The 14385-nt window shown below is 58.1% G+C and carries 8 protein-coding genes; 2 read left to right on the plus strand and 6 right to left on the minus strand.

Annotated elements, in window-relative coordinates:
* Position 1: 1 nt before the first annotated feature.
* The 4 genes from M3090_RS03440 to M3090_RS03455 form a co-directional block, all read right to left on the minus strand.
* Positions 2-3004, minus strand: a complete 3003-nt coding sequence (locus tag M3090_RS03440; RefSeq protein ID WP_249053992.1) for a SusC/RagA family TonB-linked outer membrane protein — start codon at positions 3002-3004, stop codon at positions 2-4.
* A 204-nt stretch (positions 3005-3208) separates the two neighbouring features.
* The gene (locus M3090_RS03445; protein ID WP_249053993.1) at positions 3209-4864 is read right to left on the minus strand and encodes a DUF6377 domain-containing protein; all 1656 of its coding nucleotides are present in this window, start codon (positions 4862-4864) and stop codon (positions 3209-3211) included.
* A 115-nt stretch (positions 4865-4979) separates the two neighbouring features.
* The gene (locus M3090_RS03450) at positions 4980-7313 is read right to left on the minus strand and encodes a glycoside hydrolase family 3 N-terminal domain-containing protein (protein ID WP_249053994.1); all 2334 of its coding nucleotides are present in this window, start codon (positions 7311-7313) and stop codon (positions 4980-4982) included.
* Positions 7314-7402: 89 nt separating this feature from the next.
* A complete protein-coding gene (locus M3090_RS03455) occupies positions 7403-9730 on the minus strand; it encodes a beta-glucosidase family protein (RefSeq protein WP_249053995.1) in 2328 nt (775 codons plus the stop codon).
* A gap of 789 nt (positions 9731-10519) precedes the next feature.
* Here M3090_RS03455 and rbfA point away from each other — a divergent pair.
* A complete protein-coding gene (rbfA, locus tag M3090_RS03460) occupies positions 10520-10855 on the plus strand; it encodes a 30S ribosome-binding factor RbfA (protein WP_249053996.1) in 336 nt (111 codons plus the stop codon).
* Positions 10852-12075, plus strand: a complete 1224-nt coding sequence (locus M3090_RS03465; RefSeq protein ID WP_249053997.1) for an FtsX-like permease family protein — start codon at positions 10852-10854, stop codon at positions 12073-12075. Before rbfA ends, M3090_RS03465 begins: the two co-directional genes overlap by 4 nt.
* Here M3090_RS03465 and M3090_RS03470 read toward each other — a convergent pair.
* Together M3090_RS03470 and pyk are read right to left on the minus strand one after the other, a co-directional pair.
* A complete protein-coding gene (locus tag M3090_RS03470; RefSeq protein WP_249053998.1) occupies positions 12051-12707 on the minus strand; it encodes an O-methyltransferase in 657 nt (218 codons plus the stop codon). The genes M3090_RS03465 and M3090_RS03470 overlap by 25 nt on opposite strands.
* A 147-nt stretch (positions 12708-12854) precedes the next feature.
* The gene (gene pyk, locus M3090_RS03475) at positions 12855-14312 is read right to left on the minus strand and encodes a pyruvate kinase (RefSeq protein ID WP_249053999.1); all 1458 of its coding nucleotides are present in this window, start codon (positions 14310-14312) and stop codon (positions 12855-12857) included.
* Between the last annotated feature and the right edge of the window lie 73 nt (positions 14313-14385).

Raw genomic sequence — 14385 nt, forward strand, 5'->3', positions numbered from 1 at the left:
GTTAGAAATTGAAGTTAAGTCCCACGTTGAAAGTGCGCGAAATGGGGTAGCGCGACTGGTCGATGCCGTTGATGTCGACCTCGGGGTCAAAGCCCGAATAGCCGGTGATGGTGGCCACGTTCTCGCACGACACGGACAGGCGGGCGTTTTCTATCATCAGCTTCTGCAACCAACGCTTGGGGAAGTTGTAAGACAACGTGATGTTCTTCAGGCGCAAGTACGAGCCGTTCTCGACGAAACGGTCGGACACGCGGCAGTTCTGGTTAGGGTCGCCGTAGACGGCACGGGGCATGGAGTTGCTCGTCCCCTCGCCACGCCAGCGGCCCAGCACGTCCGTCGTCTGGTTGTAGGCCGCCGCCATGCCGGTGATGTCGATGTTGTTGGCATTGTAGATTTTGTTGCCGGCCACGCCTTGCAGGTAGATGGACAGCTCGAAACCTTTATACGTCAGCGTATTGTTCATGGAGAAAAGCCACGAAGGGTTCGGATTGCCGATGACCGTGCGGTCATCGTCGTTGATGACACCATCGTTGTTCAAATCCTTAAAGCGGATATCGCCCGCCTCGGCACCGGGCTGCACGGCATGCAGGCTCACCTCTTCGGGCGTCTGGAACAGGCCGTCGGTCACGTAGCCATAGAACACGTTGATAGGATAGCCCTTGTCCAGCATCGTCACGTATGAGTTGTTAATCTGGTTGATATAGTACGGCACGTCGCTGTTCAGGTCTTTAATCTTATTCTTATTATACGTAGCCGTCACGGTTGTCTCCCACCCCACTTCACCTTTCAGGTTGACAGAGTGCAAGCTCATCTCCACACCCTTGTTGCTCACGCGGCCAGCGTTGGTATACGTCGTACTGGTGTCCTCGAAGCCGGAAGTAATGGGAATGGAGGCTTTCACCAACATGTCGCGCGTCTCCTTAATATAAGCGTCGAACGAAAACATCAGACGCGAGTCGAACAACGAGGCATCGAAACCGATGTTCGTCTGGGCCACCTCTTCCCAATGCAGGTAAGGATTGGCCAGCGTCAGCGACACGAGCGCCGTCTGGTTATTGCCGGCCGTTCCCAGCGGATAAACACTGGTGTTGTACGTAGCCAGGTAGCCGTAATTGCTTACCCCGGCCTGGCTGCCGGTGACACCGTAGCCCACACGCAGCTTGAAGTCAGTCAGGTACTTGTTTCTTGGGAACCACTTTTCCTCGGACACCCTCCAGGCGGCCGACACCGAGGGGAACGTGCCCCAGCGGTTCTTCTTGCCGAAACGGCTGGAACCGTCGCGACGCACAGTGGCAGTCAACAAGTAGCGGTCTTCGTACGAATAATTCAGACGTGCCATGTACGACAACAGCGCCCACGCTGTCTCATTGCCGCCTATCGCGTACATTTTCTCACCGTTGTCCATCTCGTGCACGTTGTCGAACATAAAGACATTTTTCTGCGCGTTCAAGTAATCTGTCTCGTTCCATTGTGCGGACATACCGGCCATCAATCCCACATGGTGTTTCTCTGCAAAGGTATGGTCGAACAGGAAGTAGTTATCCCAGAGATACGTAAAAGACTTGTTGTCGCTCTTGTAGCGAGAGCTTTCCTCGGTCGGAGTGGGTGCCCAGTCATAGGCTGGCGTCCAGTTGTCGATGAACCAGAACTTGGCGTCGTAGCCGAAAGTGCTTTTGAACTTCAGCCACTTGGTAAAGGTCAGTTCGGCGGTCAGGTTGGCCAGGAGGTTGTAGCCCTTGGTCTCGCTGCTGTTCACTTCGGTAGGGCCGATGGGGTTGCGCGTACTGCCATACCAGTCGGAGTTGCCCTCGGGACCGGCCCACGAACCGTCTTCATTCTTGACGGGCAACACGGGCAGAGCCTTCAAGGCATCGCCGATGCTGAAGGTGCCGGAATCTTTCACGTCGGCACTGAAAGTGATGTTGTTCGAAAACTTGAGCCACTTGAAGACTTGCGCGTCGCTATTGCTCTGGAAAGTAAAGCGGCGGTAGCCCACGCTCTTGACGATGCCTTCCTGGTCCAAGAAGCCACCGGAGACGTAGTAGTGCGACGACTCGTTTCCACCGGAATAGCTGACGGTGTAGTTCTGCATGTGACCAGTCTGCAACAGCAGATCCAGCCAGTCCGTACCGGCTCCCAAGGTCGATGGATCAGCCCATTCAGGATTGGGATTGCGGCCGCTGTTGGTCATCATGTCGTTGTTCAGCTCGGCATACTGCGAGGCGTTGAGCAGTTCGGGCACGCTGGTGGCGTTCTGGAAAGAGTAATTGGCCGACACGGAGAGCCTGCCTTTGCCTTCGCTGCCGCGCTTGGTAGTAATCATCACCACGCCGTTGGCACCCCGCGAACCATAAATGGCAGTGGCCGACGCATCCTTGAGGACATCCAGCCGTTCCACGTCGGACATGTTCAACGAAGCCAGTCCGAGGTCGGTCGGCACGCCGTCTATCACGACCAACGGGTCGCAGTTGTTGATGGAACCCAGGCCACGAATCTTGATGGAGACGTTATCGCCGGGCCGTCCGGCATCGACCACCTGAACGCCCGAAATCTTACCCTGGATAGCTTGACCGAGGTTGGAGACGGGCGTATTCCGTAATTCCTTGTTGCCCAAAGAAGAGACGGCGCCGGTCAAGTCGCTTTTCTTCATCGTGCCGTAGCCCACGACCACAACTTCGTCCAGCATCTCGGTGTCCTCGCCCATGACTACTTGCAGGGTTGTCCGTCCGTCAACAGGCACTTCCAATGTCTTGTAACCCACGAACGAGAAGACTAAGGTGGCCTGCGGAAATACTTTCAGCGTGAAATCGCCGTCCAGACCGGAGATGACTCCGTTGGTAGTGCCTTTTTCTACTACGCTGGCGCCAATGACAGTCTCGCCCGCTTCATCCTTTATTATACCTTGCACTGTAATGTGTTGCTGCGCGAAAAGATGAGTTGCGCACAGAATCCCGGCCAACAATGCGAACAGCCGGAATCGGAATGGATTCTTGTCTTTTTGCATGACATTAAACTATATGATTAAACAAATGGTTCTTGGCTTCCTCTCTTGATTGAGAAAGCGTACAGCAAAAATATTAGGAAAAACAAGAAGCCATGGGAACGCATAGTAAAAAAGTAGTGCGTATGAGATGATAATACACTGCTTTACAGCAAAATAAGAATCGAAACAGAGCCCAATAAAGTAGTAAGAAAAGACAGCTTGGAACTACATATTCAACCGCCCTATGCGGGCAACGAGACCTTCCAGCTCCTCGCGGTTGCCGGCGGCCTTGTTCCGTACGCGGACACGGTAATTGTATATGGTAGTGACTGAATAGCGGAGGAAGCGGGCAATCTTCACGCTGTCGGTGATGCCCAGACGGACGAGTGCATAAATGCGTAGTTCGGTATTCAGGCGCTCACCCGGCTTAGGCAAGATGTGTTCATCGGGAAGGAGAAGCGAGTTGAAGTCTTCCACAAAAGTGGGGAACAACTGCAGGAAGGTGTCGTCGAAGTGTGCGTAGAAGTCTTCCAGTTCTTGCTCGACCAGGCGCGAAGACTTCAGGTTCTTGTACAGTTCCTGCACTTTGCCTGCGGCGGCCAGCTTGCCCAGTTCGCGACGATAGGCATCGAGTTTCTCTATATAGGCAGAGCACTGGTCCATGTACCTGCCGATGTATTCTTCCTTCAGGTAAGAGTTTTCGGCGATGCTCCGATTGGCCTCTTTCAGTTGTTCATTAGAGTGGTGCAGCTCGTCGTTCAGTTCCTTCAGCCGGGCGTTGGCTTCCATCACCTCGCGCCGGGCCTGTACGACGCGCTTCATCTGGCGGCGCACATAGACGACGGAGACGACGAGGAAGAGTGACAGCAGGGAGATGAGGGCCAATGCCCAAGCCATCTGTCTTTGCCGCTTTTTGATTTGTAGCTGGTACACGTCGTTGACGACGGGGAATATCTTCAGAATCTCGAGTATGCGGAGACGGGCGTTGCAGGCCACTGCGTCTTCCATGCAGCGTTTCAGGTAGACGTAAGCGCGTTCCACGTCTCCCTCGTGAAAGAGCAGTACGGCCAGGGCAGGCAGGGCCGCGTATTCCAGCACGGGCGCCTGGAGGTCGGCAATGGCGGCCACAGCCAGGAAGTATTTCTCATGTTCCGTATCGCCTTTCAGATGGTAGGATTCGGCCAGGGTATAGGCAGCGATGGCGCGGTAGTGCGTGTTTCCACGGGTGAGGTAGCGTGTCATGAGGCCGATGGCCTCGTCAGGACGGTTGTTAGCGTTGCACTGCTGGCTGCGGTTCAGCGCGTAGGACAGGGTATCGCCATCGGCCAGGCGGTAGTGCAGCAGCGAGTCGTTGTACGTCTCGCGCAGGGCACGGTAGCGGTCGCGCAATTCCGGCAGGACAACGTAGTCGGCCATCCAACTGTACAAGGTCCGCAAGTTGTGGAAGTAATAGCCGCGCAAATGTTCGGGCAGGGAGTCGTAGGCAACGGCCTCCATCTGTTCCAAGGCTTCTTTATACATGCCTGCGATGCCCATCAGCTCGGCCAGGTTCATGCGGGCGTTGTTCAGGTAGTCGCGGTTGCCGAGGTGTTCGGCCAGGCGAAGGCGCTCTTGCGTGACGGCCAGAGACGAATCGGCATTGTACGAGCGGTATTCTTCCAGCAAGGCATCCAAGCGTTCGAAGCGTTCTTCGCCCGGCATGCCGGCATAAAAGCCCTGCTTCAGCTTGTGCAAGCGGTCTTCTTTTTGGTCTATGTACCGGGCTCGTTCGCGGATAACGTCGTCGAGCCTCTCGAGCAGGGAATCCATCTTCAAGGTTCCGGCACTGAGAGCCGCAGCGCATAGCAGGAGGGAGCAAAGGCAGAACAGGGTTTTCTTCATGGCAACATGCAACTGTGTTTCTGCGGCCAAAGATACGTATTTTTAGCGGACGGAAGAAAAAAAGGAGCGCAAATCGCGCTCCTTTCCTTTGCCAGAGTCATTTCGCCTCGCCGGTCTATCGGTTGGCAGTCTCCCAACGCTTGGTGGCGGTGCAGGCGATGTTCAGTGTCTGGTCGCCGGCCTGGATGCGGAAGTCCCCTTGCTCGAGCACCCAATGCCCGTCGTAGCCCACGAAGGCCAGGTCGGAGGCTTTCACCTTCAGGGTGACAGTCTTGGTCTCGCCGGGTTGCAGCTCTACTTTCTCGAAGGCACGCAGACGGCGGTTGTCCGGGGTGAGCGAGGCTACCAGGTCACTGCTGAACAGCAGCACGCTTTCCTTGCCGGCCACACGGCCCGTGTTGGTGACGTCGACGGTGAAGGTCAGCACGTCGTCGGCCGTAAAGCGGGATTTGTCCACGCGCAGGTTGCTGTATTTATAAGAGGTATAGGACAGGCCGTAGCCAAAGGCCCACTGCACAGCCACCTGGGCGTCGTAGTTATATGCGCCCTCCATGGGCTTGCCGATGTGTTCGCAGGGCTTGTAGTCATAAGTAACGAGCGAATTGATTTCCTTGGGATAGGTATAGGGCATCTTTCCGCTGAAGTTGGCCTCGCCACTCATCAGACGGGCCAGCGCGTCGCCGCCGTAATTGCCCGGCAGCAGGGTGTGGACAACGGCCTTGGCCAGCGGTTCAATCTCGGCCAGGATGCGCGGACGCCCTTCGTTCAGCACCAGGATGATGGGCTTGCCCGTCTTGGCCAGCGCTTTCACCAGGTTTATCTGGTTGTCCGACAGGAAGAGGTCGGTCAGGTTGCCCGGCGTTTCGCAGTACGAGTTCTCTCCGATGCAGGCCACAATCACGTCTGCGCCCCGGGCAGCGTTCACAGCCTTGTCGATTTCGGGGGCATTTTCTTCCCACCACAGTCCGCCTTCCTTGTAGGTGACGCCCGGTTCGTAGGTGACGTTGGCGGCGCCGTACTTGGCGGTCAGTGCTTCGAGGATGGTGTTATACTGGCCGGCACACTGGTCTGCCTTGTCTCCTTGCCAGGAGTAGGACCAACCGCCGTTGAGCGTGCGCATCGAGTTGGCGTTGGGGCCGGTTACCAAGAGTTTCTTGCCGGGTGCCAGGGGCAGCAGGCTGTTGTCGTTCTTCAGCAGGACGATAGACTCTTCGGCAGCTTGCAGGGCTGCGTCGGCAAATTCCTTCGACCCGAATTTGGGGTAGTCCTTGAAGTCAGTCCAAGGCTGTTCGAACAGGCCGAGGCGATACTTCAGCCGAAGGATGCGGCGCACGGCGTCGTCGATGCGGCTCATGGGCACTTCGCCTTCTTCGACCAGCTCCTTCAGCAGCGGGCAGAAATCCCAGTTATAGGGGTCCATGCTCATGTCGATGCCGGCGTTGATGGCCAGCTTGATGGCTTCCTTCTTCGAGGCGGCGATGTGGTCGCGGCTATAAAGGTTGACGATGTCGGCCCAGTCGGTGACAATCATGCCGTCCCAGTTCAGGCCTTCCTTCAGCCAGCCGGTCAGCAGCTCGTAGTTGGCATGGAAGGGCAGCCCGTTGTTCATGGCCGAATTGACCATCAGGGACAAGGCTCCGGCGCGTGCCATCTCGACGTAGGGGGCGAAGTGCTTCTCGCGCATGTCTTGTTCGGTGATGGAAGATGGCGTGCGGTCTTTGCCGGAGACGGGGACGCCGTAGCCCATGAAGTGCTTCATACAGGCAGCCACGTGGTACGGGCCGACGTGGTTGGGGTCGTCGCCCTGGAAGCCCAGCACGGCTTCGCGGCCCATCTCGGCGTTCAGGTAGGCGTCTTCACCGTAGTTCTCCCACATGCGGGGCCAACGCGGGTCGCGGCCCAGGTCGACCACCGGGGCGTAGGTCCAGGGGATGCTGCCGGCGCGGGTCTCGTAAGCGGAGATGGCGGCGCCCCGGCGGGTCAGCTCGCGGTTGAAGGCGGCGCCCATGTTGATGCCCTGCGGGAAGAGCGTCCCGCCCAGGGTATAGGTAGTGCCGTGTATCTGGTCAACGCCGTAGATGTTTGGTATGCCCAGCTCGTCCATCGACACCTCTTGGATGCGCTTGATTATCTCGTGCCACTTCTGCGGGGTTACGGCCAGGCCGTCGGGCACGTTCAGGATGGAACCGACCTTGTAGATGCGGATGACGGTGTCCAGTTTGGCCTCGTCCATCTGCCAGCCCAAGGCGGGGTCGGCTTTCCAGTCTTTCAGCACGTCGATGGTCAGTTCGCACATCTGGCCGATTTTCTCGTCGAGCGTCATCTTCTTCAGCAACGTCTCGACTTTCTGTTCGATTTTCTCATCGCGCGGAATGGCCGGAGCCACGGTCTGCGCGGTAGCGGCCAGGATGGCACCTGCCGCTAAACCAGTCATTAAAAGCTTTTTCATTTCGTTTCTCATTAATATACTAACAGTATGTATTCTTCAAGCAAGGGCCTTCGTGCGCACCGTGTTTCCACTTCTTGCGGGCCGGGCGGTTACCTCCGCAGCAGCCACAATGTCTTGTTGGGGCGCAAGATATCGTTCACCTTTTCGGACGAGGCAGGGACGTCGGCCGTCAGAGTGGCCTTGATGTCGCGTGACGAGGTGGCAACCAGCAGGGAATACGTCCCCCCGTCTACGAGCCACGACGACGATGCCTCGTCGAACGAAGCCAGGTCGGCCGTACGGACGGTCATGGCTATGTTTTGCGTCTCGCCCGGCTGCAACAGGCCGGTTTTGGCGAAGGCTTTCAGTTCTTTGTCGGGTTTGTTGCGGGCAGCGGCATCGGGGGCAGAAACGTAGAGTTGGACCACTTCCTTGGCGGGCACGGTGCCGGTGTTGGTCACGTCGACCCGCACGGTATAAGCGCCTGCGGAAGCTTCGACAACGGGATTGGCAAAGTCGAAGGTGGTGTAGCTCAAGCCATAACCGAAGGGATAGGACACAGGCATGCCGAAGCTGTCGAAGTAGCGGTAGCCCACATAGATGTCTTCTTCATAGTCCACGTAATCTACGTTTCGGACGGCGGCTTTCTTCTCCTGCTTGTTCACCAGGTCTACTTGGGCGGTCTGGTTGACGGGGAAGTTGGCCGACGAGGATACGTCTTCGAAGCGCACGGGGAAGGTCATGGGCAGACGGCCGCTGGGCGACACTTTCCCGTCCAGCACGTCGGCCACGCTGTTGCCTCCTTCTTGCCCGGGCTGCCAGACACAGAGGATGGCGTCGGGCAGATGCTTCCACGAGGCTGTCTCGATGACGCCGCCGATGTTGAGCACCACCACCACGCGCTTGCCCGCGGCGTGGAAGGCGGAGGTGACGTCTTCCAGCAGTTGTTTTTCGTCTTTACTCAGGTGGAAGTCGGACAGCCAGCGGTCGAGGAACTCGCCCGAGGTCCGCCCCAGGGTAATCAGTGCCAGGTCGTTCGCCGAGGCCAGGTCGCGGATGCGGTCGGCAGTCAGCGGCATTTCGACGGGACGCTCTTCGGGCATGAGGGGGGCGTGTTCCAGCTTGGAGATGCGCTCTTTCTCGACAGCCAGGTGTGCCTCGTAAGCTCGCTTCAGACTCTCGTCGGGGGTATAGCCGGCTCCCTCCAGGCCGTCCAGCAAAGAGACGGTGTAGGCGCGGTTCACGTTGCCCGAGCCTGTCCCGCCGGCTATGAAGTCGTAGGACGTGCAGCCGAAGAGGGCGATGCGGCTGACGGCGGAGTCGAGCGGCAGCGTGTGTTCGCGGTTCTCCAGCAGCACCATGCCCTCGGCGGCCGACTGCCGGGTGACGGCGGCATGTGCCTTCAGGTCGGGCTTGTTGCTGAATGGATAGCCCTTGAAGCGGGGTGTGCGGAGAATCATCTCCAGGATGCGGCGCACGTTCGCATCCAGCACCTTTTCGTCCAGCTTCCCCCCTTTCACGGCTGCCAACAGGGCCTCGTATTGCTTGTCCAGGCCGGGCTGAATCATGTCGTTTCCGGCTTTCATCTGTGCCACCGCATCCTTACCGCCGAACCAGTCCGTAACGACCATGCCTTCGAAGCCCCATTCGTCGCGCAACAGTGTCGTGAGCAGCTCGGGGTTCTCGGACGTGTACAATCCGTTCAGGTAATTGTAGGAAGACATCACTGTCCAGGGACGCCCCTCTTTGACGGCAATCTCGAATCCCCGCAGGTAAATCTCACGCAGGGCACGCTGCGAGACGTGCGCGTCTACGGTGCCACGGTTGGTCTCCTGGTTGTTCACGGCGAAATGTTTGATGCTGGTGCCCACGCCGTTCTTCTGCACGCCGCGCACGTAGGCGGCAGCCGTCCGGCCGCTGAGCACGGGGTCTTCGGAGAAGTACTCGAAGTTGCGCCCGCACAGCGGGTTGCGCTGTATGTTCATGCCCGGCGCCAGGAGGACGTCTGCCCCGTATTCCAACAGTTCCTGGCCGATGGCCTGCCCCACGTTCTCCACCAAGTCCTGGTTCCAGGTCGATGCCAGCAGGGTGGCGATGGGGAAGTGCGTGCAATAGTAGGTGGCGGTGTCGTCCGGGCGTGTCGAGTCAATGCGCAGGCCGGCAGGGCCGTCGGCAAAGACCACGGCGGGGATGCCCAGACGTTTGATGGGATAGGAAGTGCCGGCGGCTCCGGGCAGCGACTTGTCCGTGCGGCCGATGACGGGTTGCTCGCCCGAGGCTTCGGCCATGCCGGTGCCGATGACCAGATGGACTTTTTCTTCCAGACTCATGGCATCCACCACGTCTTCCACCGGAGCCTGGCCCAGTTGCGGTGTGCCGGGGCCGCAGGCGCATAAGGCTGTAGCCGCGAAGGCTGCCCAACAGATTTGTTTTTTCATTTTTCAGGTATTTATTACGTTACAAGATAAAGATTGAAACAAGGTTTCCCGGTCTGCCTTATCAGGAATGACTTTCTTCTCATCTTTCACGAAATTTCTTCACACGTAAGAAAATTTCCCATTGCTTCGTTTCCGGCCGTCCTTCCGTTTTAACCGTCAGGACGCGAAGTCTTCCGCATAAGACATTCTCCTGCAAAGTAAAGGATTTTTTGTCAAAAAAAAACATTATCGCGGATATTTTTTCAAACAATCTTCATTCTCCTGCCCCGCGGCCCGGCGACAGAAAAGGCCGGAACAGCCTCCGGGCAGACAGCCCCGCCCGTTGCCCGCGACAGCGGCGGCCAGCACGCGCACGAAGCGCGGCCCGTGTCCGCAACGGCGAAACGCCTCTCCCCAAGGTGCCGACAGGCGGCCGGAAAGGGGGCAAAAAGAAAAACCGTCTCTACCCTCACGGGCAAAGACGGTACACAAGTCAATAATACATGAAAAAACGCTATTTAGAGAGAGTTCTTTGTTGGATTCTCAAATCCGAGACAAAGGTATGTAATAGTTTTCTTTTCTCCAAATAACTATCGACTATTTTCTGAATTTTATCGACGAATAAGACAGAATAGGGCGCAAAAAGCGCCAGACAGTGCATCGGAAGCCGGGCAAACGCCCGCCAGCCCGCGACAACAGCGGGATGCGGCACACGCGAAACGACCGGCACACGCATATTCACCCCGACAAAATGAGACGGCTTACGCAGATTTTTCGTACCTTTGCCCAACCAACATAAAACAACGGCTTATGGAAACAACCAGACAGAACAAAATAGCGCGCCTGCTGCAGAAAGAGCTGAGCGACATCTTCCAGCGGCAGACACAGGCCACCCACGGCGTGCTGGTGTCGGTCAGCGTCGTGCGCATCAGCCCCGACCTGAGCGTGGCACGCGGCTACCTCAGCATCTTCCCGCCGGAACGCGCCGAAGAAATCTTGAAGAACATTAACGCCAACGCCAAGTCCGTGCGCTACGAGCTGGGCACACGTGTCCGCCACCAGTTGCGCATCATCCCAGAGCTGAAGTTCTTCATCGACGACTCGCTGGACTACGCAGAGCACATCGACGAGCTGCTGAAGAAGTGAAACTCTCGCTCTACATCGCCCGCCGGTATCTCTTCGCACCGAAAAAACACCGCGCCGTCAACGTCATATCCGCCCTATCTGCCTGTGGAGTGACGTTGGCCACGGTGGCTTTGGTGTGCACCTTGTCCGTATTCAACGGCTTCCGCGAGATGGTTGGCGGATTCTTCACCGCCTTCGACCCCGAGCTGAAAATCACCGTCAGGCAGGGCAAGACGTTCGACCCGGCCGACTCGTGCCTGGCAGCCGTACGCCGCCTGCCGGAAGTGGCCGTCTGGAGCGAGACACTGGAAGAAAGCGCCCTGGTGCGCTACAAAGGGCGGCAGACCGTGGCCACCGTCAAAGGCGTGGACAACGAGTTCCGCCGGCTGGCCGCCATCGACACCCTGCTGTTCGGCACAGGCACCTTCGTGCTGCAAGACTCCGTGGTCTTCTACACCGTGCCGGGCGTCGACCTCCTCAGCCAACTGGGCTGCGGCCTGGCTTTCGTCGACCCGCTGCAAGTCTATGCGCCCCGCCCCGGCATACGCATCAACGTTGCCAACCCCTCGGCAGGACTGAACAAGGGATACTTGCACGCCAGCGGCCTCACCTTTATCGTCAACCAAGACAAGTATGACTCACACTACCTGCTGGCCTCGCTGGACTTTGCCCGCCACCTGTTCGGACAGCCGCGCGACGTGTCGGCCATCGAGCTGCGCCTCGCGCCGGGCACCGACACCGGCCGAGCCAAACAACGCATCGCCCGACTGGCCGGACCGCGGTTCCTCGTGCAAGACCGCTACGAGCAGCAGGCCGACGTGTTCCGCATCATGGAGAGCGAAAAGCTCATCTCCTACCTCTTCCTAACCTTCATCCTCATCCTGGCCTGTTTCAACCTGGTCGGTTCACTGTCCATGCTCATGCTCGAAAAGCGCGACGACGTGCAGACGCTGCGCAACCTGGGAGCCGACAGGCGGCTGGTACGGAACATCTTCTTGTGCGAGGGGGGACTGATTGTGCTGTGTGGCGCGGTGGCCGGCGTGGGCCTCGGGCTGCTGCTGTGCCACCTCCAGCAGACGTTCGGCCTCGTCACCCTGGGACAGACGGGGCAATTCGTCACCGACGCCTTCCCCGTCAGCGTGCAGGCGGGCGACGTCGTAGCAGTGTTCTGTACCGTGTTGTGCGTAGGAGGATTGGCCGTGTGGTATGCCGTGCGCTACTTGGGCAGACGGTTGCTCTGAGCCTCTTTCTTCCGAATCAGCGTCAGTCCGTCGCGCAGGGGCAGTATGACCTTTTCCACACGCTCGTCCTGCGCCACCCGGTCGTTGAACCGCTGGATGCCGAGCGTCTGTAGGTCTGAAGGGCGGGGATGCTCCTCCAACACATGGCCGTCCCACAGAGTGTTGTCGGCAATGATGTAGCCACCGGGAGCCAGGTGCTGCATCACCATCTCGTAATATTCCACATACCGCCGTTTGTCCGCATCGATATAAGCCAAGTCGAAAGTCAACCCCAGGCGGGGCACTTCCGTCAGGGCATCGCCGATGCGGAAGTCAATGCGCGAAGCCCAGGGCGAGTTCTCCAGCCAGGGGCGCGTGAAGTCTTCTTGCTCGTCGTTCACTTCGAAGGTATAAAGCTTGCCGTCCGCCGGCAGTCCTTCGGCCAGGCACAGGGCAGAATAGCCGCTATAAGTGCCAAGCTCGAGCACCAGGCGTGGACGAATCATCTGCACCAACATCTTCAACAGCCGGCCTTGCAGGTGGCCGGAAGCCATGCGCGGATAGAGCAGGCGCAGGTGGGTGTCGCGGTAGAGGGCGTGCAGGTAGTCGCTCTCTGCGTCTATGTGCGAAAGGATGTATTCGTCGAGGGACACGGGAAGAAGGAATTAAGAATTAAAAATGGAAAATTGAGAATTAGAAAATGGAAAATTGAGAATTAGGAATTAAAAGCAAGGTACTGAGAAAGTGTTGGTTTTCTCTTCGTTCTATTTTTTAATTCTTAATTCTCAATTCTCCATTTCTCAGAGGTATCGGTTGCTGTTGGGCAGCACGAAGTCGTCGGCGTACTTCAGCACATCTTCCACCACGTTGATTTCGAGGAAGGATGTCTGCGTGCCGGCCTTTCCGCTGCTCAGGTAGCCCACCATGTCCGTAGGCTGGAGCTTGCCGTCGTTCACCAGGCGGCGCAGGGCGGCGAAGTAATACTGCTGTCCGTTGGCCAGCTCGGGCATGTAGATGGCCTCGACGCCGTAGGACAGGGCGAGGTGGCGCATGGTCTTCTCCTTGTAGCAGATGGCCAAGACGGGGTAACGGCCGCGGAAGGCGGCGAGGTTGCGCGCCGTCCGCCCGCTGTAACTGTCGGTGATGATGGCCCGTATTTTCAGCTTCGTGGTGGCTTTGACGGCTTGCTTGGCCAGGAAAGCGGTGACGTCGTTGCTGTTTTCGTCCAGAGGTATCCTGATGTCGTTGTCCGGCAACTTGTCTTGCTCGGCCTGGGCAGCTACCTTGGTCATGGTCTTGACGGCCTCGAGGGGGTATTTGCCGTAGGCTGTCTCGCCGCTGAGCATCAGGGCGTCGGTGCGGTAGTAGATGGCGTTGGCGATGTCGGTCACTTCGGCGCGGGTGGGGCGCGGGTTGCTAATCATCGTGTGCAGCATCTGTGTGGCGACGATGACGGGTTTCTTCGCGAGGATGCACTTGCGGATGAGGATGCGCTGTATGCCGGGGATGCGCTCCTGCGGCACTTCGATGCCCAGGTCGCCACGGGCAATCATGACGCCGTCGGCCACCTGGAGTATCTCGTCGATGTTATCGACTCCCTCCTGGTTCTCAATCTTGGCGATGATGCGTATGTCGCTGCCGCGGGCGTCGAGCAGTTCGCGGATGTCGAGGACGTCTTGCTTGTTGCGCACGAAGGAGTGGGCAATGAAGTCGATGTCGCGGTCGATGGCGTAGTCGATGTTGCGGCGGTCGCGTTCGGTCAGCGAGGGGAGGTTGATGCGCACGCCGGGGACGTTGACGCTCTTGCGGCTCCCGAGGGTGGCCTCGTTCTGGACTTCGCAGAGGAGCGCGTCTTCTTCCTTGCCGACCACGAGCAGCTCGAGGTCGCCGTCGTCGATGAGGATGTGCCCTCCCGGGCAGACGTCGTGCACGAATCCGGGGTAGCTGACGGCGATGCACTGGCGGGTGGTTTTCCGTCCGGGGTCGCCTACCACACGGACGCTGTCGCCCGTGTGGAAGTCGATGGGTTCGTCAAGCACGGTGGTGCGCACTTCGGGTCCTTTGGTGTCCATCAGGATGGCGATGCGGTTGGAGACGGTGCGCACGTTGGCAATGATTTTATCCAGGCCTTCGGCGTCCAGGTGAGCGGTGTTCAGCCGGACGACGTTCATGCCTGCTTCGAATAGTTGTCGTATGAAGTCCACTTCGCAACGCTTGTCGGAAATGGTGGCTACGATCTTTGTCTGTTTCAGTAACATAATGTTTCTACCTTCTTTAATACCTATTTATATATATGTATGGGGCCGTCGCTCCGTCGAGGGCGGCCGTGCG

This window comes from Bacteroides sp. ET71 (genome assembly GCF_023336905.1).
GTDB lineage: Bacteria > Bacteroidota > Bacteroidia > Bacteroidales > Bacteroidaceae > Bacteroides.